We start from the raw sequence: 23,595 nt of genomic DNA, 5'->3' as shown, positions 1-23,595 counted from the left end.
CCCACATTCCTTTAATCTAGAGATTAAAATATGAAGCGAATAATCAAACCTATAATCTTACTGGCCTATTATCTCATGGTGGGCTCTCTCGCCGCCCTCAGTGTGTTCTCCCGGGACTCTCTGGCTGCATTGATATCCAAGCTGGTATTGATTGTTCTCATTTCCTATCCTCTGAGTCGTTATTACTTCAGGAATTGGAACAAGGATCGTGAACGGCTTATCGAAAAAATTTATTTTGACAGAAGGACAGGTCTTCCCAACAGGGAAAAGCTTCGTCTCGAAGCGGTTCAGAACGATCTTGTCCTGTTCCTAATCAACATTGACTCCTTCAAGGAAGTCAATGATTTTTATGGCAACAGAGTTGGTGACGCAGTTATCCTTTCTTTGGCCAAACGACTGAAAAGCCTGGCTCGGTCATCCCATTCCCGTTTGTTTGAAGGCGTCGACCTCTACAAACTGGAAATTGATGAGTTTGCTTTTCTGTTCAACTATTCCCAGGACGAGGAGCGAATCCGCAGAACCGCCGATGTGATCATTGAAATGGTGAATGATTACCCTTTTCAGGTGAATGAAACTGAGATTACTATCACAATCTCTCTGGGAATTGCTTCAGTTCTGAGTAAAGATCTGATGGAAGACATGAACAACCGGACTCCTGGAATACTGGCACAGGCGGATATGGCCCTTAAAAAGGCCAAAGAGAGGAGAGTTTCCTTTCTGGTGTATCATCACTCAATGAACATTCCCCGGGAGTATGAAGAAAATATCCGCTGGACTCATGAGGTCAAGAAATCTATCCGTGATGATCGTGTTGTTCCCTACTTTCAGCCCATAATTAATAACCGGACAGGCCAGATTGAAAAATATGAGTGCCTTATGCGCATCATTGATATCGATGAGACAATAATCTACCCGGACAAATTTCTCAAAATATCCGTGAGGTCCCGCCAGTATCCTTCACTGTCCCGGATTATGCTGCGGAAGATCATACGGGAGATGAAAAACTCTGTATTGGAATATAGTTTTAATATTTCCGTCGAGGATATACAGAATAGGGATACCGTCTTGTTCATCAAGAGGATTCTGGATAATCACTGGAAGGAAGCACCCCGGCTCTGTTTTGAAATCCTGGAAAGTGAAAATATTGAGGGGGTTCCCGAAGTTCTCGAGTTTGTCCGCATGGTTAAAGATTACGGATGTTCCATCGCTTTAGATGATTTTGGTACGGGTTATTCAAATTTTAATTATATCATGGAGCTGGATGTGGATTATTTAAAGATTGATGCATCCATTATCCGGAACCTGGACCATGACTAGAATGCCTTGATTATAGCCGAGACCATTGTGGGTTTTGCCAAACGCACGGGAACCAGAACTATTGCAGAATATGTTCATTCCCTGGAAATTTACGATGTGGTCCGCTCTCTGGGAATTGACTATTCCCAGGGCTACTATCTGGGAGAACCGGGAGCGGGATCTATCGGCCGTGTTGTTCTGGGTTCAGTTGCTCTGACTGCCGACTGATTTTTTTTACCCAGGCCAATGAAGTAATACTCAAAAGACTCTTTCCGGACGGCCTTGGGTTTTAGTTTTTTTACCAGATCAAATTCGTTTTTCATCTTATCAAAAATCTCGGTTTCATCACCACCTTGAAATACCTTGACCGTAAAGTTCCCCCCCGGCTTCAGCCAGATCAGGGCAAAGTCCAGGATCTGCTCAACCAGGTTGTAGGAACGTCTTGTGTCCATCAGTCTGTTGCCTGTGGTTGAAGGGGCCGCATCGCTTATAATTACGTCAAAAGGTCCCAGCTCAGACAGACTACCCCGGACGTCCTGAGAAAATACATCTCCCAGGATGAAATGTAGTTCCCCATTTATCTTGAATTGTCCCAGAGGCTTAAGGTCTGCCGCTATGACAGCACCTTTTCCTTTGAGCAGGCGTAGACAGTATTGGGTCCAGCTTCCCGGAGATGCCCCCACATCGAGGATCCTGTCACCTGGTTTTATCAGACGGTTTTTGGTCTGAATTTCCTCCAGTTTGTACACCGAACGGGCCATATAGCCTTCTTTTTTGGCTTTTTGAGAATAGAAATCCGGGCGGCTCCTGTTGGACATGGCGGGTACTCCTTCTATAATGGTTACAACGAGGTGTGAACATGAACCAGTATAGTCAGAGATTGGAAAAAATTGAAGAGGAACTCTACCGGCTGATGCCTGAAAATGCATCCTCAGAATGGCTGCCCTCCATGACGGATTCTCTCTCCAGCCCTGTTCCTACCAGCATGATCGATCGTTTTCATGCTCCCGGACTTGAGTTGCTCAGGCGGGGCGGGAAGCGCTGGCGCCCTCTGGTGATGGTACTATGCTGTGAAGCAGCCGGTGGAAACGCGGAAGATGCCTATGCTCTGAGCCCTTTGGTCGAGATGGCTCATAACGGCAGTCTGATTGTTGATGACATTGAGGACAAATCGGTCGAACGCCGGGGCCAGCCTGCTGTACACCTCTTGTACGGCGATGATATGTCCATCAATACGGGGACTCTGATGATGTTCAATGCCACATCCCTTGTCCGGAAAACTGGAGGAGATGATACTCTGAAGTTTACGGTTCTGGATAGCTACTGCGAAAGCCTCAGAAGGCTGCATTTTGGACAGGGTCTTGATATACAATGGCACAATGACCATGAAATTGTACCGGATGTTCCCGTATATCTCCAAATGTGCCGTTTTAAGACCGGGGCTTTGGCCCGGTTTGCCGCGTTTGCCGGTTCTTTCATAGGGGGAGCCGAAAAAACACTCTGTGATCGAGCCGCCGAGAGTTGGGAAAAAGCTGGAGTGGGATTTCAGATTCTGGATGATGTTAAAAACCTGAGCACCGGGAATCCGGGGAAGGACCGGGGAGACGATATTGTAGAGGGAAAAAAGAGCCTTCCGGTTATTCTATTTCATCAGAGCCACAGGAATCAATACCGAGAGTTCGCCCCTCTGATGGAAGCCGCCGGAAAGAAAGGTATCCAAGAGGGATCTGATGAGGTGAATCAGGCTATTCGCATCCTGGAAAATGCCGGGGCGATCAAGAGAGCCGAAGATATCGCTCTTTCTATGCTCCGGGAATCTGCGGCAGAATTGAGAGAAATATTTCCGGAATCTTCAGCCCGGGAACTCCAGTGCGGGATAATCGAATCCTTTCGTTAAGAAAATGCTTTGATGTTCATTTTTTTCAGGGTATGATAAAAAACAATGGCAACAACAGGAAAATCCCTTTGGCAGAAGCTTTCAGCAGTCTCTTCGGAAAACCCTGAAGATAAGGCTTATGGCAAGAAACTGTTTAGAGAGTTCACTCAGCATGGATATATACAGATCTCTCCGGCTCAAAGGATCACAATTTCTGCAGCTGCGGTCATTGATTTTTACAGGCGTCTGTCCCTTATCAGATCATCATCCAGCCCCGTAGGACGCCGGAGGGATGATCGCTGGCTTCGAAATGGAGATTTCCAGATTCTGGATGTGAGGGACTATGGTTCTTTTTTCAGGCTTCTTATGGAGCTGCCCCGTTTGCGCACAGACAGTATTGTTTTTAATCCAGTCACCGAATGTGACAAATCCAGGCCCCTTCACCCCAAAAGCCATTCTCATATTGATAATCGGTATTCCGATCCCTTTCTGGACAGCTGCGGATTGAGTCTGGAGGATCAGTTTCGCCTCCTTCTCAGTGCCGCCCATCTCTGTGGAAAAAAGACGGGGTATTTTCTGTCCCCTCTGATTGATCCTGCTTCTGCCGTGATCTACCGGAAACCGGAGTTTTTCACATGGACATCCCTCTCGGGAAGGGAAGAAAAGAAAGAAGTTTTGATTCAGGGGATACAGAGGCTCGTACAGGCAGAATTTGAAAGAAGTGGCTGCTATGACTATTCCCGTTTGAAGACCCTGGCGGCAAAGAATGATTTAGCCGTAGTGGAGGAACCGGGCGGCTCTGTCTGTTTTGATTTTACGGAAGAGGGTGGTCTTGTCTATTTTTCCGGGATTTTTCCGGGTCTCCAGTCCCGGTTTCCTCTGGATTTTGTATATCTGGCTCTTCCCTCTGCCTTATCGGATGAGAAAATCCAGACTCTCTACAAGGTCCTGCGTGTGAAAGGCGCTTGTAAACGCTACACAGGATGGGTTCTCGAGTTGTCTGAGCAGCGGAACCCTCCGTCAGATCCGGTAGAGCCGGTGGTCCTGGTGAATCAGGGTAAGGATCGTTTTGAAATGGATGAAGAGTCCATTCATTCCTGGTTTCACGGACTTGGAAATCTACATGAGAAGAATAAAGGGCGTATATATCCGGTCACTCAGGGAGTCTTCCTTTCGAGAGATCATGGTTCTTCAAAGGATCTGCTCCGCAGCCTCTTCTTATCCCGGTTCAGTACGGTCTCCCTCTTCCGCCGTCCGCTGATACTGCAGGGAGATATGGCGGAAATTCAGAACCGTATGGAAGATATCTACCAACGGTATGAGGTTGTTCTGGATAAAGGGCATCTCCTACGGGTCGTGGCAGATGAGTCCTTTGCATGGTGGATCATCCGGGAGAAAGGACGGCTTTTAATTCCACTGATGGCTCTGGATAATCCTGAAGGGAAAAACCCGGGAACCATCAAAATAGATTACAGCCTCATTACCGGGAAAAACAGAATCCTCTCGGTTGTGGACTCTGATTTTTCCTCGGCTCAGGGAAGCCTTTTTCTTTCGGCGGATCATTCTCTGACAATCACCGATCTCAAGCCTGGCAGTTTCAGGCTGTTTTCTCTGCAGTGATGGATCATAATAATTTGATCTTTTCTTCAGGGAGCATTACTTTATAAGAATGCAAAATAAAGCCCGGGGAATCAGAAAACCCTTCCCCCATACATTTAGAAATTTTTCACTGATCCTGATAGGGATTAATGTGAGTGTCTTTTTTCTGACCGTCATGTTCCCCAATCTGAAGATGTACCTCGCACTGAATCCCGTTCTCTTTGTGAGAGATCATTTTTACTGGACCCCCCTGACCTATATGTTTACCCACAGCGGGATGAATCATATCCTTTTCAACATGCTGGGTCTCTTCTTTTTCGGACCCCAGGTGGAAGAGCGGATGGGATCCTGGGAATTTCTGACCTACTATCTGGGAACAGGACTGCTCTCAGGGCTGGCCTCCCTCGTCATCTACATTTTTACAGGAAGTACAAATGTCTTTCTGATGGGGGCGTCGGGGGCTATCTTTGCACTGCTTCTGGCATTTGCGGTGTTCTTTCCTCACTCCAAAATCTATCTCTTTGGAATCATTCCCATGCGGACCACCCTTATGGTCTCCCTTTATGCAGGTATCGAAGTGTTCTCCCTTTTTTTTGCAAGAGGCAATGTGGCTCATATGACACACCTGGCGGGACTCCTTTTCGGTTATCTGTATATTATGATTCGTCTGGGATTGGATCCAGTGAAGGTGTTCCGAGACTCCCGGAATAATCCCTGGCATTAGGATAGGAATTTGAAGGGACTGACTGCCGGTTTTATCCTGAGCTTTATCACTCTCTTTTCTTTGTCAGCGTCGGATCCCTACCTCTCCCTGACGCTGGATATCAATTATTCAGCTTTGGGATTCGCCACCATGATGAAGCCCTACGCAGAGGACAAGCTGGTGATCCCTCAGGGATATGATGAGATTCGAGAGGAGGCCATCCAACTCCTGCTGGAAGATGCCCGGTGGATTTTTTCCGGAATGATCTATGGATTTACATTCCGCTACGTTCCCGGGAACAGTGAAGAGACTTTTGATGAGGTTTTTGAACTGACCCCGGTAAGTCAAATTCATAAAGGCGATCCTGCTATGAAGGTCCAGCAGGTGCTGGATGATACCCAGTTCCTGATGGTTTTATTTCATTACTGGCCCGATGATTATCAGAACCGCAGGATCCGGATCAGCCAGGGCGGCGGGTTTCAGTCCTCTGCGGCGGTAGGCGGGGTTCCTATGATGTTGGAGGATGCCCGGACACTCTCCCTGAAGGAAGCGGTGAAACAGGCCCTCAGGTCGGATCTGAGGGCTGTGATTTTTAACAGGCCCCTGGAAGTCACGGGTTCAGTTTATCTTTCCGGTCCTCCTGTCATCAGTATCCGGGCCGGTGAATATACAAGCCGAGTCAAGATCCTTTACCGCCGGGAAGATCTGAAAACCTTCCCGGCAAACTATTGATCTTTATACCCGTGGCGGGATGGGACGAACCATGACGACCCCCGGAATACTTTTCAGGCTGGTGAGAAGTTTTTCACTTGGTGCCTTGTCAATGTCAATGATGTTGTAGGCAATCTCATCCTTGTGTTTATTCATCATCTCTTGAATATTGATCTTATTCTCTGCCAGAAGAGTGGAGATCTGTCCCACCATGTTGGGGATATTCTTATTGGCGATAAGCAGTCGGTGCCCCCCCTCATACTCCATGGTGCAGTTGGGATAGTTGACGGCGTTTGTTATATTTCCTGTCTCAAGGAAAATCCTCAATTGGTTGGCTGCCATGATGGCGCAGTTTTCTTCTGCTTCGGGTGACGAGGCTCCCAGATGGGGGATGGTGATGATCTGTGGATTGCCCAGGAGTTCACCATCAGGGAAGTCGGTGATATAGTAGCTGATTTTTCCATTTTCGATTGCCTTTTTGAGGCTTTCATTATTCACAAGGCCTCCCCGAGCAAAATTCAGAAGCCGGGATCCCTCTTTCATCTGAGAGAATTGCTGCTCATCAATGATGCTTCTGGTTTTATCGTTCAAGGGGATATGGAGGGTGATATAATCAGAGTTGGCAATCAGATGCTCCAGAGAACTGGACTTCTTGACCTCGGGTGACAGTCCCCAGGCAGCATTGATGGAGATAAAAGGATCAAATCCTGTGACCTCCATTCCCAGGGCCAGGGCCGCGTTGGCTACAAGAACTCCAATGGCTCCCAAACCGACGATTCCCAGTTTTTTGCCCTGGACTTCAGGTCCGGAAAAGCGAGATTTTTCTTTTTCTACCAGTCGGGATACATCGTCCTCGGGATTCAAACTTTGAACCCAGTTGATTCCGGCATTGATATTTCTGGATGAGAGGAAAAGACCAGTGAGGACGAGTTCTTTCACACTGTTGGCATTGGCTCCGGGAGTGTTGAAGACAACAATGCCCTTATCCGTACAATAGCTGACGGGTATGTTGTTGACACCCGCTCCGGCCCGGGCGATGGCTTTGACAGTGTGGGGAACCTCATCTTCTCCCACCTTGTAACTCCGTACGAGAATGGCATCGGGACGGGTCAACTCTGTGGCGGTTTCAAAGATTTCACGGGGCAGTTTCTCCAGGCCCTTGGCAGAAATCTTGTTCATAGTCTGAATTGCATACATCTTAACTTCCTTTCTTCCGGTAGTTCCGGTTTTTTACTTTTTTGACTCGTTAATACGGGAGATCATGCTCAAAAATCCCAGACTTAAGTCGGCTTGATAGTAATAAACATCCTTTGGTACAGTCAGGGGACAGCTTGTCAGATTGATAATTCCTCTGGCTCCCCCGGCAAGCATCCGCTGCAGGTTTTTGTCCGGCTGTGCCGTCTCGCTTGCAAGGATTCCTATCCGGATTTTCTCCTTCTGAAAGACCTCTTTTATTTCATAGCTGGGATAAAGGGATATCCTTGTTTCAGTTCTTTCCAGGCGGTTCTGGCTTCCATCAAAGGCGGCTGTTATCTGGAGTCCCTGAAAACTACCGGATTCTCTGATCAGGATAGAACCCCAGCTATCCAGCCCGGCAAGGCCTGCCTTCAGGACATTTAAATGAAGTTTTTCTTTCAGTCCTGACAACAGGGTGTTCGTTTTGTATCCCCGGCCTTCGGCCGGACAGCCCAGGAAGCTGAGGTCCTTTCGGATCAACTCTGCCGTTGTCCCAGTGAAATTGGCCAGCTCTCCCGAGGTCAGTGTTGTCTGTGACCATTCACTCTCCATTCTGGACAGAGTGATATAGAGCCTGATCATTCGAAAATGAGCCGCCTCAGAAAGCTTTTCTTTTAACATCCTGCTTTGATGATAGAAGAGCAGTTAAAAACCGGCAACCCCCATGTGTGAAATATATCACAGACCAAATAAAAATTTTTATCCTCATAATATTGGTCTTTTTATTCAATTTTATGACACTGGGGAGCGATAATATTGTTATAGGGCCAAATAAACGAATGAATACAATTGTAACGATCTGCAGCGACTCCATTATCAACCAGGGAATAGAGAGGGTGATTCAGAATGAGTTCCCTGGTGATTACAATCTCCGTTTCACCGATAATATTACGGATGCACTGGATATCCTGAATCTGGAACTTCCCGAACTGACCATTCTTCACCTTTCGGATAAGAATCTGGATCTGACTTTTCTCAAAGAAAAGATCATGGAAGACTCCTGGCTGCACAGTTCCGGAATCATTGGTATCTATGATCTTGGCCGACATCAGGAAGATACGCTCCTGGATCAGTTCAGGAGCCTGAATTTATTAACCCTCCTGGACTATTCCAGAATCCGTTCCCATTTTGCTAAGATCCTATCCATCGTGTATGCCAACAGGCAATTGATATATCAAAATGAATTGGCAGACAATGTGCTGGGTCGATTTTCTGGGGCCTTCAATATTTCCAATACGGATTATTCTGTTGTTTCTGTGTATACGGGGTTGCTTTCGATCAATATGGTCCGGTCCGGCCGCGTTTCAGATGAGGATCGGTTTAAACTTCAGATGGCACTGACAGAATTGGTTCTTAACGGAATCGAGCACGGCAATTGCGGCATCAGCCGGGATGAAAGAGACAAGCGCCTTGGTGAGGGGGGCAGTCTTTTTGAGCTCATTCAGGAAAAAACACTGGATCAGGATATCCGTCGGCGACGAGTCCTTCTGGAGTGGATACTGTCGGAATCGGAGTCGCGTTTTGTAATTCATGATGATGGAGAGGGCTTTGATGTGGCAGCATATAAGAACTCTCTCCAGAATGCCTCTTCTGATAACCTCAGAGGGCGGGGAATCCTCCTTTCCCGTGTTGTTTCAGACAGGATACTGTTTAACAAGAAGGGAAATCAGGTAACAATGATTATGTCTCACAGGCATCTCCATGAACGATTGACTCCGGCGGGGTTTTCGACGGAGGAGATGCTCATTGTTAAACCGGGAGATATTGTGGTTCGGGCAGGAGATCCGGGAGACTCTATCTTTTATATCTCAAGCGGTACATACAAAGTTGTTCATCATGGAAACATTGTCGGACGGATTACTCCGGAAGATGTCTTTTTAGGAGAAATGGCTTTTTTACTGAACAGAGACCGCAGTGCTTCGGTCATCGCAGAGACAATGGGAAAGTTAATTCGCATTCCCAGTAAATCATTTATTAAGATATTGAAACTCTATCCCCAATACGGTCTTTTTCTGAGTCGGCTTCTCGCGTCCCGGCTGAAGAGGACCAATGAATTTATCGTGACATCTCTGGGTGAGAAAGAAGATGAAGAACCGAAAGTTCTGACCATATAGGTTCCGAATCGTGTTAAAAAAACTGCCCCTTTTTCACAGAGGCAGTTTTTTAAATTTCTTTTTTGGGCATGACCACCTGAAGATGCAGATCCTGAAGCTGGTCAATGTCTACAAGAGCAGGGCTGTCGTCCATGGGAGACATCCCTGCGCTGTTTTTCGGGAAGGGAATGACTTCCTTGATGGAACTTTTGCCGGCCATAATCATCACCAGTCGATCCACACCTGCTGCAATTCCTCCGTGGGGAGGAGCACCATAACGAAAAGATTCCAGGAGGAAGCCGAAGCGTTCTTCCGCAATCTCTTTCGGGAATCCTACAATGTTGAAGATCCGTTGCTGCAGTTCGGGATCATGGACCCTGATAGAACCGCTGGCCAGTTCGTAACCGTTGAGGACCAGGTCGTAGAGGTCTCCCTTCACTGCGCCGGGGTCAGACTCCATTGTCTCAAGGTACTGGTGCTGGGGCATGGAAAACATATGGTGTGCCGGTTCCCATGCTTTTTCTTCTTCATTGTAATCAAAGAGAGGAAAGTCTATGATCCAGGCGAATTTAAACTGACTCTCATCGATGAGTTTCAGGTCTTTTCCAAGGCGTGAACGGACGGCTCCCAATGAGGTACATGCCGTTTTCCAATTGGCTCCCATGAGGAGGATCAGATCGCCCTCCTTTGCATTCAGTCCGGTTTTTATGTCATTTGCCTGAACTGTAAAAAATTTGGATATCCCCCCGTCCAGTCCGTCTGGTGTCACCTTCATCCAGGCCAGACCCTTGGCTCCATAGGTCTTTGCAGTCTCCTCCAGGGCGCTTATTTTTTTTCTGGAGAAATCTGCTGCGGCACCCGGGACGACCATGGCTTTAACGGTTCCTCCCGATTTAAGGACCCCCTTAAAGACTTCGAATTCACTGGCAGGAACAAAGGGGGCAAAGTCATGGAAAGCCAGTGGGAATCTGAGATCCGGCTTATCCGATCCGTACAGGTTCATGGCGTCATCATAGGTCAGTCGTTCAAAGCTCGCAGGGAGGTCTACCCCCAGTGATTCCTTGAATACATGTCCCATCATCCCCTCAGTCACTGCAAATATATCATCTTTGGAAACAAAGCTCATCTCTATGTCTATCTGTGTAAATTCAAGCTGTCTGTCCCCTCTCGCATCTTCATCACGGTAGCAGCGGGCCACCTGAAAGTACTTGTCGAAACCTGAGACCATAAGCAGCTGTTTGTAGAGCTGAGGAGACTGAGGAAGTGCAAAAAACTTTCCAGCATGTAATCGGGAGGGCACAAGGAAATCTCTGGCTCCTTCGGGTGTGGACTTGATGAGAGTGGGAGTTTCAATTTCCAGAAAATCATCTTTCTGCAGGAACTCTCTGATGGCCCAGGTCACCTTGTTCCGCAGGATGATTCTGTTCTGCATACCCTTGGACCTGAGGTCAAGGTATCGATATTTCAGACGGGCTGTTTCATTAGAGTCTGTCTCCTCCTCGATCATGAAGGGGAGGGTGTGGCAGGTATTCAAAATTTCTATTTTTTTGACAGAGATTTCAATTTCACCGGTTAACATGTCCGGGTTGACCATCGAGGCGGGTCTTTTTCTGACCTGACCTTCCATGGCAATGCAGTATTCAAATTTGAGACTCCCTGCCAGAGTTGCCAGTTCTACGGGAGCATCTTCATCCACAACGATCTGAGTTTCACCATAGCGGTCTCTCATATTGATAAAGTGGATGCCGCCGTGATCACGGTTTCTGTGAACCCATCCGTTGAGGAGAACGGTTTTTCCGTCATCAGATGCTCTGAGACTGCCGCATGTAGCGGTTCTTTTCATATTTTCCATGTTCAAGAATGTAGCATTTCAAACCAGTGGAAATCAATGAGGCAGTATGGAAAAAGCCCTGAAAACCTTTAAGAATCAGGGGGCATGTCAGATCTGGAAATCCCAGGTGGGGAAATGATTCCTTTTTTCTGGTAAGACCGGAGCTTTTTTCTTGAAGTACACTCTGTTTTTGATCCCCATTCTATCGGGAAGGTAGGAACGTTTTGTCTTCCTCAGCCCCTCCATTCCCATATCCTGTTCCAGGTTGATCTCTTTGAAACCCCTGCAGAAATGTTCTGCATAACGGTTGAACATGAATTGATAGATTCCCTTGTATTTTATATCACCCTTGGCGAAGTGAATGGTAAAAACATCGGGACTGACGGCTTCGCCGATCATAAAACCTGAGGGCTCGCAGTCGGCATAAAATACAGCGCCTTTCAGGTTGAACTGAGTTCGCTTTTCAAGGGCTTCACGGCACTGATAGTAATCGGAATCCCCCATCTCCTGAGTCGATGCTTCCTGCCATCCGTCCAGAAGAGCCAGAGGTCCGCTTGTGTTGTCATCCGAAAGTTCTTCCACATGGGGAAGATAGAGGGTTTCATACTGCTTGAGGAGGTTCCTTTTCTTGTGAAGTTTTCTTCCAGGATAGTGCTGCATCTTCTCGACTGTATAGAGGTAGTCCGAATCCTGCTCTCTGTAGTCATTATAAAAATCCTGCTTTTCAAGAGTCCCGAGCCATTCGTCCGGGACGGGGAAGATCATGTCATAATCCTCTTCTCTCCCTATCCGGATCAGTTCCCTGGCGTACTCTTCAGACTCAGACAGATCCTGCAAGGGCATCAGATAGCGCTGTTTGTCATAGCTTATTCCAGAAAGGAAGTAAAAATTTCCTTCCTGTAAAACTTCATATTGGTGTGTGTTTCTGAAAAAATAAAGATTGGCAAAGCAATATTCCGACAGAGGAGTCTGTATCTTTTGAAGAAAAGGTACTAATAATGTTCTGTGACTGTAATCTAATTTTTCCCGCTGCATTCTTCCTCCGGAAATAACTTTGACGTTCTAGACTCTGAATATAATCAACCCATAGCCTCGGGACAAGTGAAAAACCAGCAATCCCTAGGAAATTAGTAGCATATAAAGGCGATTTCTATTTTCAATTTGTTTAAAATTAATTATATTTATGAAACAGGAGTATGAAATGGAACGAATCTACCTCGACAGCAATGCGACAACAGTCGTAGATCCTCTGGTTAAACAGGCCATGGAGCCCTTTTTCTGTCAGATGTATGGAAATCCCAACTCACTTCACCGTTTCGGAACAGAAACCCATCCTTATATGAGTATAGCCCTGGATCGCATGTATACTGCCATCGGGGCAGACGATGAAGATGATATTATTATAAATGGATGTGCCACAGAGGGGAACAATACAGTTCTCAAGGGTGTTTTTATGGATTCTCTGGTCAAAGGAGAACCCTGTCATATCATTACCAGCCAGATTGAACATCCCAGTGTTCTGAAAACCTGCCAGTATCTGGAAGAGGCTCATGGCGTGGAGGTCACATACCTCCCCGTCGATAAAGCGGGTCTGGTGACTTTGGAGACCCTGAAGGCTCATCTGATTCCCGGGAAAACCACTCTGGTTTCCATCATGTGGGCGAACAATGAGACCGGTCTGATCAATCCGATAAAAGAACTGGCAGAGTATACAAAAGAGCAGGGTGTTCTTTTTCATACAGATGCCGTCCAGGCCCTGGGGAAAATTCCGGTCAGTCTGAAAGAGGTTCCTGCAGACTATTTGACATTCAGCGCTCATAAGTTCCATGGACCCATCGGTGCAGGAGGCTTATATATCAGGAACTCTGTCTCCATCACTCCCCTTCTTCATGGTGGTGAACAGATGGGACATAAAAGGGCGGGTACAGTGAATGTTCCCTTCATGGTAGGTATGGGGCTGGCCATGGAACTTGCCACTGAGCATCTGGATTTTCTGAACAAGGAAGTGGGGAGACTGCGAGACAAGCTGGAAGATGCCATTCTGAATCTGCCGGACACCATGGTTATCGGTGACCGGAAGAACAGGACTCACAATACAATTTTGGCCAGCTTCAGAGGGATCGAGGGTGAAGCCTTCCTCTGGGACCTGAACAAAAATGGTATTGCCGCCTCGACGGGAAGTGCCTGTTCATCGGAAGACCTTGAAGCGGATGCAACGTTTCAAGCCATGGATCTGGATAATAACCTGTCCCATACCGGGGTTAGGTTCAGCCTGTCCCGATTCACTACAGAAGAAGAAATTGATAAGAGTATTGATGTAATAAATAAGACGGTACAGAGGCTCCGTGCCATTTCCAGTACCTATATGGGAGAACAATAATTATGGCAAAGAATGATCTGCTCGGAGGCTCTCTCTGGGATAATTATTCAAATAAAGTTGCGGATAGAATGGATCATCCGACCTACCTCGGCCTCATCACTGAGGCAGAAGCCGAAGCCTTGAATGCGCGCCTCGTCATCGCTGACTGGGGTGCCGAGTCCTGTGGTGATGCAGTCCGTCTGTATTGGGCCGTGGATAAGGTGAGCGATAGAATAGTCAAAGCCTCATTTAAGAGCTTCGGCTGTGGTACGGCTATTGCATCAAGCGATATGATGGTTGAGCTCTGCATCGGTAAAACTGTGGATGAGGTCCTGGAAATTACCAACCTTGATGTGGAAAAGTCACTTCGGGATGACCCGGATACTCCCGCCGTTCCCCCTCAGAAAATGCACTGCTCAGTTATGGCCTACGATGTGATCAAGCAGGCTGCTGCCATCTATAAGGGGGTTGAAAAAGGAATCCTTGATGATGATGAAATGGTCTGTGAATGTGCCCGTGTTACCTTGAAAACCATTCAGGAAGTCATTCGAATCAACGATTTGACCACGGTGGAAGAGATTACCGACTATACCAAAGCAGGGGCGTTCTGTAAGTCCTGTATCAGACCTGGGGGACACGAACAGAAAAAGTATTATCTGGTGGATATACTGAAAGAAACCAGGGCCCAGATGGATCGGGAAGTAGAACAGAAAAAGGAACTCCCTTTCTCCTCCAGGTCTTCTTTCCAGAAAATGCGGATGATAGAAAATCACTTTGATGCAGAAATCAGGCCTCTTTTACACAAAGATGGCGGAGATGTCGTGATCCTGGACATAAAAGATCAGGGGGAATCGACCCTTGTTTCTATTAGCTATAAGGGGGCCTGTATGGGTTGCGGGAGCGCCTTGACGGGAACCCTTAGCTTCATTGAACAGGGCTTAAAAGATCATGTTGATGAATCTATCCGTGTCTCTGTTGAATAACGAAGGAATCCCTCCGGTTATTCTGGTTTTTTATATTTAATCTCTTGAATTTTGTTGTGATTGACCCGGGTGACCTTCAATTCGCCCTCGGTCAGTCTCACGGTGGCACCCAGTCTGGGGATCACTCCCAGTTTTTCCGTCATATAACCGCTGATGGTCAGTGTCTTGATGTCGTGTTCAAGATCCAGGCCCAGGTAGTCATGAAGGTCGTAGAATGAGGTGTCACCCTGAATGATCCACTCATTGTTTTCACAACTCAAAATTTTGTCATTTTCCATTTCTTCGTATTCATCATAGAGTTCACCGAATATTTCTTCGATGATGTCTTCCTTGGTTACGATTCCGGTGAGACCGCCGTATTCATCAAGAACGATGGCCATATTCATCTTTTCATTTTTAAACTGATGAAACAGGTCATGAACCATACGGGTCTCGGGTACAAAAAAGGGCTCATTCATCAACTCTTTCAATTTAATCCTGGTTCCGCCCGAACTCAATGCCTTCATGATATCCTTGGTCAGTATGACTCCGATTATGTGTTCCGGGTTGTCTTGATAGACGGGAACTCTGGAAAAATCTTTCTCTATAATCGTCTGCAGAACATCTTCCAGGTAGACTTCTTTATCCAGGCAGAAGACCTCGGATCTTCGGGTTGTGATCCCTTTGACCGGCGTATCATTGATACGGAATACATTCTTGACCATTTGTTTTTCATAGCTCTCAACAATGCCCATATTCTCCCCTAAGGTGACCATCTGCAGGAGATTGTCCAGGGTAAAAGTTTTTTTGACCTGTCCTGCAAACATTCCGGTGATCAATGAGCTGATTCCCGAGATCACCCATATTACCGGACGGAATATATAAGACATGACATGAATAGGATAGGCCATATGGATACAGATTGATTCATTTTTTGCCAAAGCAATCTGTTTGGGAGTTACTTCTCCGAAGATCAAAATAAAGAGGGTAAGCACTCCTGTCATATATCCGACAAAATTATTCCCGAGGATCTTTATGGTCAAAGAAGTGGAAAGAGCGGTTGCTCCGATGTTGGCCAGGTTGTTGCCAATGAGGAGGGTAGTTAGAAGTACGTCCGGCCTTTGTGTTAATTTTGCGACTCGACGGCTTCTATGGCTGTAGCTTTTTTTAAGTGTCTGGATTTGAAACATCGATAGTGATGTGAAGGCTGTTTCCGTTGAGGAAAAAAGGGCTGATACAGTAAAAAGGAAGATTAAAAATATTATTTCGGAAATCATAAGGGTTTAAATCCGGACTCAGAATAAATCTGGAAGTATTTTTGCTGATAGGTACATAAAAAAGGGTCTGGGTCATCCATGAGGAAATTATTCATTAAATCAGAGGATTATGCAAGAACTCAAAAAAAAATGGAAGTGTATCATTCTCATTTCTAAGGACTAAAAATGGGGAAGATCCTCCACCTGATGAATCTCAGGTGAAGCTTAGGGAAAACAATTGCCCTTAACTGTTGTCCTTTACTGAAGGTAGATTCCCTTCCCCGCAGGAATGAAGTGATTCACACCTAATAATAGACCATAAAGGTGGGATTTTCTTGAAAAACTTAAAAAATTGTACCCTGGGGGCTAAAAAAGGTTAAAGAGATGAATCTGTTTATTGCCGACTGATATTAAAATTATTATTTTAAAGGAAGAGAACCCAATTCTATATATATCCGGATTCTCCTGATTATTAGTGGCAAGGAGACATATGCGTGTCAAAAAGAAAATTTAAAACAGAAGTGAATCAACTTCTAGACCTTCTGATTCACTCCCTTTATTCTCACAGTGAAATCTTCCTCAGGGAATTGATTTCGAACTCTTCCGATGCTCTGGACAGACTGAAATATTTGACCCTGACAGATGGGTCATTGAAAAATTTGGAATGGGACCCTCGGATTGATATTGTCATTGATAAAGATGACAAGAAGACTCTGACCATCAAAGATAATGGTATTGGAATGAGTGATGAGGATCTGGCGGATTCTCTGGGAACTATCGCCCGGTCAGGAACCAAAAACTTCCTCAGTAACTTATCCGGTGACGCCCGAAAAGATTCCAATTTAATCGGTCAGTTCGGTGTTGGATTCTACTCCATTTTCATGGTGGCCGACAAAGTGGATGTCATCACGAGAAAAGCTGGAGAAGAAGCTGGCTGGAAATGGAGCAGTGACGGACGGGAAGGGTATTCCCTGGATCCTGCGGAACGGGAGGAAGGACAGGGTACCTCTGTCATCCTTCATCTTAACGACACCGGAAAAGAATATGCCAACCGCTATGATCTGGAACAGATTATTAAAAAATACTCCAATCATATTGCCTTTCCCATTTTTCTCCACTATGAATCCAGCAAGTATGAGGGTGAGGGAGATGACAGGAAAGAGATCAAAGAGGATAAGGTCGAACAGATCAATTCCGCTTCGGCTCTATGGAAACGATCTGCCAAAGAAATTAAGGATGATGAGTATAATGAGTTTTATAAGTCCATTTCCAATGATATGGAAGATCCTCTTCATCGAATCCACACCCGGGCAGAAGGAACACTGGAGTATAACACACTGTTTTTTATCCCCAAAAAAGCTCCCTTCGACATGTATCAGGCCGATTATAAACCTGGTGTGAAACTCTATGTCCGTCGTGTGTTCATCACCGATGATGACAAAGAACTTCTTCCCACCTATCTGCGTTTTATCCGGGGGATCATCGATTCCGAGGATCTGCCCCTGAATGTTAGCCGGGAAATCCTGCAGAAAAACAAGATCCTCTCCAGCATCAAGAATGCCTCTGTCAAAAAGATTCTGGGAGAGCTGAAAAAGCTTTCAGAGAAAGAAGAGGAATACAACGGGTTTATCGAGCAGTACAACCGCCCTCTGAAAGAGGGTGTGTATTCGGATTATGCAAATAAAGAAGACCTCATGGAGCTTATCCGGTTCAAGTCTACCTCCGTTGAAGGTTGGACCAGCCTCGCCTCTTATACCGACCGTATGACAGATGATCAGAAATCCATTTACTTCATCACCGGAGACAATGAATCCACCCTGAGAACTTCACCCCTCCTGGAAGCCTACAGAAAGAAGGGCATTGAAGTCTTGATCATGAACGATGACATTGATGAAATTGTGGCTCCCATGATGGGGACATACAAAGAAAAAGAAATGAAGGCTGTCAACAAGAGCGGCAGTACAGATGATTTGAAAACTGATGAGGACAAGGAAAAAGAAAAAACCATCAAGCCTCTTCTGGAGAAGATCAAGGAGATTCTGGGAGACGAAGTCAAAGATGTTATTTCCTCCAGCCGCCTCCATGAATCCCCCAGCTGTATCGTGGCTGATGAGAATGATCCTACCGCCCAGATGCAGCAGATGCTCAAAGCCATGGGTCAGACCGAGATGCCCGAGATCAAGCCTATTCTGGAAGTGAATCCTGATCATGCCATTGTGAAGCAGCTTCAGGGGTCATCGGACAAGGCTCTTCTGGAAGATGTGAGCTTCCTGCTTTTGGGACAGGCTATTCTGGCGGAAGGGGCTCCTCTGAAAGATCCCCATACCTTTGCTCAGAGACTGAACCGGGTCATGGAAAAAGCCCTTTAATTTTCCTTTCCGGTTTTTATAAAAGCTGTTTCCGCTGGAAGCAGCTTTTTTTTTTGACTAATTTTGTTTCATGGGAAATACTTGTATCATACACGGGCCTATAGGAGACTCCTTTGAAAATTCTGGTTGGACACAGCAATATGGACCTGGACTGTTTAGGGTCTCTGGTTTTAGGCAGGTATTTGTATCCCGATGCGGTTTGTGTGAAAAGCAGGCTGATTCATCCCGTTGCCAAATCTCTTTATAACCTTTATAAAGGGCATCTTGATTTTCTCCCATCGAAAGACCTGAGGGAGATGACTGTTGATGAAATGATTGTTTTTGATACCCGCAGCAGCGGCAGGCTCAAGGAATATCTTGAGTATATGCCGGAATTCCGGGGGAAGATGGTGGTCTATGATCATCATAGCAACGACAGTTGCGATCTTGTCAATGCAACCCTGGTTTCGGCTGCATATGGTTCGAATACCACGATTCTCTCTCTTATCCTGATGGAGAAAGGGGTGACTCTGAACCCCATCGATGCAACCATTGCCCTGACAGGGATTTTTGCCGATACAGGAAACTTCACTCATGAAAATGTCAGTCTTGAGGATTTTCAGGCGTCCTCCTGGTTGATGAAACAGGGGGCCAGTATGAAACTGGTCAGTCAGTTCCTCAAACCCATGAAGCAGGATTACCAGATCTCACTCTTCCATCAGGTATTGAATCGCCTCGTCTATAAAAAAATACATGGTCATACAATCATTCTCAGCTATTTTGAGATGAAAGAGCAGGTGAGCGGTCTGGCTTCCGTTGTTGAAAAAGTATTTGAAGTAGAAAATGCGGATGCCCTTTTTATCATGTTCGGCTTGGAAAAAGCCAACAAAACACTGATTATTGCCCGCAGCCAGAAAGAAACGATTGATGTGAGCAGCATCCTGGCTCCCTGGGGCGGGGGAGGGCATACAAGAGCCGCGTCGGCCCAACTCAAAGGGAAATTCGGAGAGGAAGTCTATGAGTCCTTTCTGACGGCGTTGACTCATTCTCTTGTGCCGGCTGTTACGGCCCTTGATTTGATGACCGATCTTGTCGACACCATCCGGGATTCCTGGTCTGTACTGGATGCATCCCTGTTTTTAGAAAAAATAGGTCACACAGGAGCCCCTGTTTTAAATGACAGTGACGAACTGGTCGGTTTTATGACTCTCAGAGACATCAGTAAGGCTCGCAAGTCACAGCAGATGAAAGGTCCTGTGAGAAGTTATATGACCCGCAAGGTTCACAGCTGCAGCAGTGATGCCAGTGTCAAGGATCTAGAATCATTTTTCCTAAAATGGAATATCGGCCATGTTCCTGTGGCTGACGATAGAAAACTGATGGGAATCGTAACACGGACAGATTATTTGAATTATCTGGAAACAAGATAGATCAGTTAACCCGACCCGGGTCATCACATTTCCAACTCTTCAAGTATCCGGCAGGCTGTGTTTATATCTTCCAAGGATGCAGACAGGCTGGTCACCAGACGGATCTCTTCTTCCGCCGTGTTGATAACCCTGACTCCTTTTTCGGCTAATAGGGACTCTATTTTTTTTGCATCCTTACCCGGAGTTTTCACAAAGACGATGTTGGTTTCGACCCGTCTGATATCCACTTCTGCCCAGGAGCATTTTTCAAGACTCTCTGCCAGCATGCGGGCATGAAAATGGTCTTCTTTCAGACGCTCCCGGTTATGTTCCAGGGCATAAAGTCCTGCCGCCGCCAGAACCCCGGCTTGTCTCATTCCTCCCCCCAGAATTTTTCTCCAGCGTCTGGATTCATGAATGATCTCTTTGGGTCCTACAATCATAGACCCCACAGGGGCTCCCAATCCCTTGGACAGGCAGAGGTTCGCTGTGGTGCAATAACTGAAAATATCAGAAAGGGAGAGACCAGTTGCCGCTGAAGCATTGAAACAGCGGGCACCGTCCATATGGATGGGAAGGTTTTTGTACCGGGCAAGGGTGGATATTTCCTCCAGCTGTTCTTTCTGCCAGCAGGTTCCTCCTTCGAAGTTATGGGTGTTTTCAATGGCGATCAGGCTGGTGTGAGCTATGTCGTAATCAGTCTCCTTGATCCTGCTTTTTACCGCGGCAGATCTCAGAATTCCCCGTTCTCCCGGTGCGGCAATGGGAAGAGTTCCCGCCACGGCGGCGACCCCCCCGATCTCATGCTGAAGGATATGGGCATTTTCATGGAGGATGACTTCCTTGCCCCGTCCTCCCAGAATGATCAGAGGGATAAGATTTCCCATGGTTCCCGAACTGACAAAAAGAGCCGCTTCTGCCTGGCATAGTTCCGCCATACGGGCTTCCAGGGCGTTGACGCTGGGATCTTCTCCGTATACATCATCCCCCAGCTCGGCATCGTACATCGCCTGACGCATGGCCCGGTTGGGTTGTGTAAAAGTATCGCTTCTTAATTCAATCATTTCGCTTCCTCTTTCAGTTGTTTCAGTTGTTCAAAAAATCCGGGATAGGTGATATTCACAGATTCTGCCGTATCAATGACAGTGTCTCCCAGGGCTCCAAGGGAGGCCAGAGCCAGGGCCATAACCACACGGTGGTCTCCGTGTCCATGAAGGCTGGCTCCTTTCAGTGCCGATCCTCTGATGATGATGCCATCGGGTGTTTCTTCGATGTCCGCACCCATTTTCTTCAGTTCAGCTGTCATCACAGCAATCCTGTCTGTTTCTTTCATTCTGGCCTGGGGAACATTGACGATCCTGGTTTCTCCCTCTGCATAGCATGCCGTCACCGCCATGGCAGGAAGTGCATCAGGAGTGTCATTTAAATCCAGAACAGCGGCACTCAGGTTTCCAGGTGAAATCCGAATCCCCTCCTCCCGATGTTCAATGACACAGCCCATGGTTTCCAGATAGGAAAGAACAGCCTTGTCTCCCTGGCTGTCATTCATGTCCAGGCCTTCCAGGGTCAGGGGGGAGCCGCTGATGGCGGCGGCACAGAAAAAGAAGGTGGCCGAAGAAAAGTCGGCCGCAATGGGGGCATCAAAAGGGGAGTAGGACTGACCCCCCCGGATACGGAATTCCTTCATGCCCTCCTGGTTCCAGAGGATTCCCCGTTCTTTCATCCATTTCAGTGTCATTTCTGCATAGGGCTGTTCCATCAGAAGGGGTACCCTGATGACAGCCTCATCCTCGTTAGACGGCAAAAGGGGTGCTGCCAGAAGCAGGGCCGAGAGGTACTGGCTGGTGGGGCAGCTGATGGATGTTTCTCCGCCGGTCAGTGGACCCTGAACCGAGTAGGGGGCACAACCCCGGGGTGAAGAGGTCACAGTGGCTCCCAGGTCTTTCAGAGCATTCAGGAGGTTCTCTGCCGAACGGCTTCTGATCTGCTCGTCCCCGTCAAAAGAGACTTTTGAACCCAGGGTGGCGGCAATCGCTGTCAGAAGATAGAGGGATGTCCCCGAATTTCCCACATTGATTTGTACTTCTCCCCTCTGATTCCGCGGGATGGGGCTGAGGATCTCCCAGCCGTCATCCCTGTCCTCGATGCGGGCGCCCAGGGTTCGGCAGGCTTCCAGACAGGAAAGGCTGTCTTCTGAATACAGAGGAGACCTGATGCGGCTGGAACCCTCTGCCAGTGAGGCGATAAGGAGGGCTCTTATGCTGTGGGATTTGGATGCAGGAACCCGGATTGTCCCCTTGAGAGGGACAGGGTTCTCAGTCGATTTTGATTTGCCTGTTAATGTGACTGTGCTCATGGTTTAAGAGAATATCAGATCAGGACGGAATCTGTCCAAGGGTCCTGGGGCTGCTGAGGGTTTTGGTAGAGCAAAGAGGCGTAAAAAATCAGGGTTTCCATAGAAAACGGCTGAGAAGAACCTTCCCTGTGTTTGAAAAATCGACTCCTTCTGACTCCAGCATTGCTCTCTGGAGTTCTCCGGCATCACCGGACAGCGCGATACCTCCCGTTGCGTTAACGACTCTATGCCAGGGCAGATTCTGTTTTCTGCTGGAGCTGTGAAGGAGGCGGGAAACCTGCCTGGCCCCCCGGGGAGCCCCGGCCATAGCCGCGATCCGTCCGTAAGTGGAGATCTTTCCCTGGGGTATCTGGGTGATCAGGGAAATAACTCGGAGAGAAAAATCAGTCATCCTTGCTGTTCCTGCATGCCGGGCATCCCAGAACATGGATGTGCATTTTTCGTCCGGGCCGTTCAAAAACCCGGGCTATGGCAAAATGACCCTCTTTAAACAGGGTCTTGCAGGAGGGGCAGCGGCGCTCCCTGTGGGGTTCTCTGTACCCGGCTGGATGCTTGGAATAGCACCAGGGACAACCGTATATATTCATGAGCTTGTCTTCTCCCCTGTTGTAGATGACAGAGTGGACCCTCTCTCCTCTGTTAAGACCCTGTTCGCAGAGGGGACAGGGATGCCTGTCATCTGTTTCATCATAAAAACTATAGGAGTCAGACTGGGGACTCTCCTCTGTATTTTTAGACCGCAGGCTCGAAATGATGAGGGCCAGCAAGATTGTGAAGAGAAGAATAATAATCAGAATTTCAGGAAACACCTGGGAACCGCCTTGTCAATCTGGTCACAAGCCATGCTTTCATATATCCTACATCTTATGGCAATACTGTATATGGTGGCAACTCCTGTGGGTAATCTGCAGGATATGACCTTCCGGGGTGTGGAAATTTTAAAAGGAGTCGATATTATCGCCTGTGAAGACACCAGGCAGAGTGCTAAACTCCTCAATCATTACGGCATTCAAAAACATCTGATCAGCTGTCGGGCCCGGAATGAAAAACAGAGTGCGCCGGGTATTGTCAAACTTCTGGATGAGGGCAAAAATATTGCCTATGTTTCTGATGCGGGAACTCCTGTTCTCAGTGATCCAGGCAGACTGCTGGTCAGACAGTGCCGGGATGCCGGGCACGACATTATACCTATTCCGGGAGCTTCCGCCTTTTCAACCCTGGTCTCGGTCTGCGGGTTTCATGGAAAATCATTCCATTTTGAGGGTTTTCTTTCTCCAAAATCGGGGAAACGGAAGAAAAGGCTTCAAGAGCTGCTGGAGAGAGAGGAGTCATTTATGATTTATGAGTCTCCCTATCGGGTTATTAAGGTCCTTTCGGAAATCGGTGAGATGAAACCAGAGCGGGAAATTCTGCTGGGCCGTGAAATGACAAAAAAATTTGAAGAATATATAGAGGGAACTGCCGATAAGTTGATTATTCACCTAGAAACAGGAAATCATTCAAAAGGTGAGTTTGCTTTACTTGTTTCGGCAGAGAAAAAAGGTTAATATTATGGTAGGC

20 protein-coding genes and 1 pseudogene are annotated in these 23,595 nt (G+C 47.1%); 11 read left to right on the top strand and 10 right to left on the bottom strand.

Features of this window, described 5'->3' with window-relative positions; translation table 11 throughout:
• The first annotated feature begins 30 nt into the window (after positions 1-30).
• Positions 31-1,524: pseudogene (locus PF479_RS10650) on the top strand (EAL domain-containing protein).
• Here PF479_RS10650 and PF479_RS10645 read toward each other — a convergent pair.
• Positions 1,452-2,114 carry an RlmE family RNA methyltransferase gene (locus tag PF479_RS10645; RefSeq protein WP_298006079.1) on the bottom strand — a complete coding sequence of 221 codons (663 nt, stop codon included), beginning with the start codon at positions 2,112-2,114 and terminating at the stop codon, positions 1,452-1,454. The pseudogene PF479_RS10650 and the gene PF479_RS10645 sit on opposite strands and share 73 nt — an antisense overlap.
• A gap of 41 nt (positions 2,115-2,155) precedes the next feature.
• Between PF479_RS10645 and PF479_RS10640 the strand changes: the two genes are divergently transcribed.
• Genes PF479_RS10640 through PF479_RS10625 form a run of 4 tightly spaced genes read left to right on the top strand, consistent with a single transcriptional unit; the run spans position 2,156 to position 6,206 of the window.
• The gene (locus PF479_RS10640; RefSeq protein ID WP_298006076.1) at positions 2,156-3,193 is read left to right on the top strand and encodes a polyprenyl synthetase family protein; all 1,038 of its coding nucleotides are present in this window, start codon (positions 2,156-2,158) and stop codon (positions 3,191-3,193) included.
• Between the two features lie 45 nt (positions 3,194-3,238).
• Positions 3,239-4,792, top strand: a complete 1,554-nt coding sequence (locus tag PF479_RS10635; protein ID WP_298006073.1) for a hypothetical protein — start codon at positions 3,239-3,241, stop codon at positions 4,790-4,792.
• 49 nt (positions 4,793-4,841) lie between these two features.
• Complete coding sequence (locus PF479_RS10630) at positions 4,842-5,495, top strand: rhomboid family intramembrane serine protease (protein ID WP_298006071.1); 654 nt, start codon at positions 4,842-4,844, stop codon at positions 5,493-5,495.
• Between the two features lie 9 nt (positions 5,496-5,504).
• The gene (locus PF479_RS10625) at positions 5,505-6,206 is read left to right on the top strand and encodes a hypothetical protein (RefSeq protein ID WP_298006068.1); all 702 of its coding nucleotides are present in this window, start codon (positions 5,505-5,507) and stop codon (positions 6,204-6,206) included.
• A 3-nt stretch (positions 6,207-6,209) separates the two neighbouring features.
• Here PF479_RS10625 and PF479_RS10620 read toward each other — a convergent pair whose 3' ends face one another.
• Both PF479_RS10620 and PF479_RS10615 read right to left on the bottom strand, forming a co-directional pair.
• Positions 6,210-7,382 carry a phosphoglycerate dehydrogenase gene (locus tag PF479_RS10620; protein WP_298006065.1) on the bottom strand — a complete coding sequence of 391 codons (1,173 nt, stop codon included), beginning with the start codon at positions 7,380-7,382 and terminating at the stop codon, positions 6,210-6,212.
• 33 nt (positions 7,383-7,415) lie between these two features.
• Entirely contained in the window at positions 7,416-8,042 is a 627-nt protein-coding gene (locus PF479_RS10615; RefSeq protein WP_298006062.1) for a winged-helix domain-containing protein, read from the bottom strand.
• A gap of 158 nt (positions 8,043-8,200) precedes the next feature.
• On the opposite strand from PF479_RS10615, the gene PF479_RS10610 reads away from it, so the two are divergent.
• Positions 8,201-9,535, top strand: a complete 1,335-nt coding sequence (locus tag PF479_RS10610; protein WP_298006059.1) for a cyclic nucleotide-binding domain-containing protein — start codon at positions 8,201-8,203, stop codon at positions 9,533-9,535.
• A gap of 49 nt (positions 9,536-9,584) precedes the next feature.
• Here the strand turns inward: PF479_RS10610 and aspS are convergent, their stop codons facing one another.
• A complete protein-coding gene (gene aspS, locus PF479_RS10605) occupies positions 9,585-11,357 on the bottom strand; it encodes an aspartate--tRNA ligase (protein ID WP_298006057.1) in 1,773 nt (590 codons plus the stop codon).
• Positions 11,358-11,453: 96 nt separating this feature from the next.
• Complete coding sequence (locus PF479_RS10600) at positions 11,454-12,380, bottom strand: phosphatidylglycerol lysyltransferase domain-containing protein (RefSeq protein WP_298006054.1); 927 nt, start codon at positions 12,378-12,380, stop codon at positions 11,454-11,456.
• A gap of 166 nt (positions 12,381-12,546) precedes the next feature.
• Here PF479_RS10600 and PF479_RS10595 point away from each other — a divergent pair, with 166 nt between their 5' ends.
• Both PF479_RS10595 and PF479_RS10590 read left to right on the top strand, forming a co-directional pair.
• Positions 12,547-13,725: a NifS family cysteine desulfurase gene (locus PF479_RS10595; RefSeq protein WP_298006051.1), complete on the top strand. Its 1,179-nt coding sequence runs from the start codon at positions 12,547-12,549 to the stop codon at positions 13,723-13,725.
• A 2-nt stretch (positions 13,726-13,727) separates the two neighbouring features.
• On the top strand, positions 13,728-14,687 hold the full coding sequence (locus PF479_RS10590; protein ID WP_298006048.1) for an iron-sulfur cluster assembly scaffold protein: 960 nt from the start codon (positions 13,728-13,730) through the stop codon (positions 14,685-14,687).
• Positions 14,688-14,704: 17 nt separating this feature from the next.
• Here the strand turns inward: PF479_RS10590 and PF479_RS10585 are convergent, their stop codons facing one another.
• Positions 14,705-15,943: a hemolysin family protein gene (locus PF479_RS10585; RefSeq protein ID WP_298006045.1), complete on the bottom strand. Its 1,239-nt coding sequence runs from the start codon at positions 15,941-15,943 to the stop codon at positions 14,705-14,707.
• A 473-nt stretch (positions 15,944-16,416) separates the two neighbouring features.
• Here PF479_RS10585 and htpG point away from each other — a divergent pair, with 473 nt between their 5' ends.
• Together htpG and PF479_RS10575 are read left to right on the top strand one after the other, a co-directional pair.
• Positions 16,417-18,291, top strand: coding sequence for a molecular chaperone HtpG (htpG, locus tag PF479_RS10580; protein WP_298006042.1), 1,875 nt, complete (start codon positions 16,417-16,419; stop codon positions 18,289-18,291).
• Positions 18,292-18,404: 113 nt separating this feature from the next.
• Entirely contained in the window at positions 18,405-19,700 is a 1,296-nt protein-coding gene (locus PF479_RS10575; RefSeq protein ID WP_298006039.1) for a CBS domain-containing protein, read from the top strand.
• A gap of 23 nt (positions 19,701-19,723) precedes the next feature.
• Here PF479_RS10575 and ltaE read toward each other — a convergent pair whose 3' ends face one another.
• The 4 genes from ltaE to PF479_RS10555 all read right to left on the bottom strand — a co-directional run bounded on the left by ltaE (position 19,724) and on the right by PF479_RS10555 (position 22,844).
• A complete protein-coding gene (gene ltaE, locus PF479_RS10570) occupies positions 19,724-20,743 on the bottom strand; it encodes a low-specificity L-threonine aldolase (RefSeq protein WP_298006036.1) in 1,020 nt (339 codons plus the stop codon).
• Positions 20,740-22,035 carry a 3-phosphoshikimate 1-carboxyvinyltransferase gene (aroA, locus tag PF479_RS10565; RefSeq protein ID WP_298006035.1) on the bottom strand — a complete coding sequence of 432 codons (1,296 nt, stop codon included), beginning with the start codon at positions 22,033-22,035 and terminating at the stop codon, positions 20,740-20,742. The genes ltaE and aroA overlap by 4 nt, the downstream gene beginning before the upstream one ends.
• Before the next feature lie 88 nt (positions 22,036-22,123).
• Complete coding sequence (locus PF479_RS10560; protein WP_298006032.1) at positions 22,124-22,426, bottom strand: MGMT family protein; 303 nt, start codon at positions 22,424-22,426, stop codon at positions 22,124-22,126.
• Positions 22,419-22,844 carry a hypothetical protein gene (locus tag PF479_RS10555; protein ID WP_298006030.1) on the bottom strand — a complete coding sequence of 142 codons (426 nt, stop codon included), beginning with the start codon at positions 22,842-22,844 and terminating at the stop codon, positions 22,419-22,421. The genes PF479_RS10560 and PF479_RS10555 overlap by 8 nt, the downstream gene beginning before the upstream one ends.
• A 57-nt stretch (positions 22,845-22,901) precedes the next feature.
• Between PF479_RS10555 and rsmI the strand changes: the two genes are divergently transcribed.
• A complete protein-coding gene (gene rsmI / locus PF479_RS10550; RefSeq protein ID WP_298006027.1) occupies positions 22,902-23,582 on the top strand; it encodes a 16S rRNA (cytidine(1402)-2'-O)-methyltransferase in 681 nt (226 codons plus the stop codon).
• Positions 23,583-23,595: the final 13 nt, after the last annotated feature.

This window comes from Oceanispirochaeta sp., assembly GCF_027859075.1.
Taxonomy (GTDB): domain Bacteria; phylum Spirochaetota; class Spirochaetia; order DSM-2461; family DSM-2461; genus Oceanispirochaeta.
This window is presented reverse-complemented; position numbering and strand designations above follow the sequence as displayed.

What these genes read in the sequence shown, in the direction of transcription:
- aroA (WP_298006035.1), bottom strand. Translation starts at nt 22,035, where the DNA reads ATGAGCACAGTCACATTAACAGGCAAATCAAAATCGACTGAGAACCCT.
- rsmI (WP_298006027.1), top strand. Translation starts at nt 22,902, where the DNA reads ATGGCAATACTGTATATGGTGGCAACTCCTGTGGGTAATCTGCAGGAT.
- PF479_RS10635 (WP_298006073.1), top strand. Translation starts at nt 3,239, where the DNA reads ATGGCAACAACAGGAAAATCCCTTTGGCAGAAGCTTTCAGCAGTCTCT.
- PF479_RS10560 (WP_298006032.1), bottom strand. Translation starts at nt 22,426, where the DNA reads ATGACTGATTTTTCTCTCCGAGTTATTTCCCTGATCACCCAGATACCC.
- PF479_RS10645 (WP_298006079.1), bottom strand. Translation starts at nt 2,114, where the DNA reads ATGTCCAACAGGAGCCGCCCGGATTTCTATTCTCAAAAAGCCAAAAAA.
- PF479_RS10600 (WP_298006054.1), bottom strand. Translation starts at nt 12,380, where the DNA reads ATGCAGCGGGAAAAATTAGATTACAGTCACAGAACATTATTAGTACCT.
- PF479_RS10615 (WP_298006062.1), bottom strand. Translation starts at nt 8,042, where the DNA reads ATGTTAAAAGAAAAGCTTTCTGAGGCGGCTCATTTTCGAATGATCAGG.
- PF479_RS10630 (WP_298006071.1), top strand. Translation starts at nt 4,842, where the DNA reads ATGCAAAATAAAGCCCGGGGAATCAGAAAACCCTTCCCCCATACATTT.
- PF479_RS10595 (WP_298006051.1), top strand. Translation starts at nt 12,547, where the DNA reads ATGGAACGAATCTACCTCGACAGCAATGCGACAACAGTCGTAGATCCT.
- PF479_RS10620 (WP_298006065.1), bottom strand. Translation starts at nt 7,382, where the DNA reads ATGTATGCAATTCAGACTATGAACAAGATTTCTGCCAAGGGCCTGGAG.
- ltaE (WP_298006036.1), bottom strand. Translation starts at nt 20,743, where the DNA reads ATGATTGAATTAAGAAGCGATACTTTTACACAACCCAACCGGGCCATG.
- PF479_RS10610 (WP_298006059.1), top strand. Translation starts at nt 8,201, where the DNA reads ATGAATACAATTGTAACGATCTGCAGCGACTCCATTATCAACCAGGGA.
- PF479_RS10640 (WP_298006076.1), top strand. Translation starts at nt 2,156, where the DNA reads ATGAACCAGTATAGTCAGAGATTGGAAAAAATTGAAGAGGAACTCTAC.
- PF479_RS10590 (WP_298006048.1), top strand. Translation starts at nt 13,728, where the DNA reads ATGGCAAAGAATGATCTGCTCGGAGGCTCTCTCTGGGATAATTATTCA.
- PF479_RS10585 (WP_298006045.1), bottom strand. Translation starts at nt 15,943, where the DNA reads ATGATTTCCGAAATAATATTTTTAATCTTCCTTTTTACTGTATCAGCC.
- aspS (WP_298006057.1), bottom strand. Translation starts at nt 11,357, where the DNA reads ATGAAAAGAACCGCTACATGCGGCAGTCTCAGAGCATCTGATGACGGA.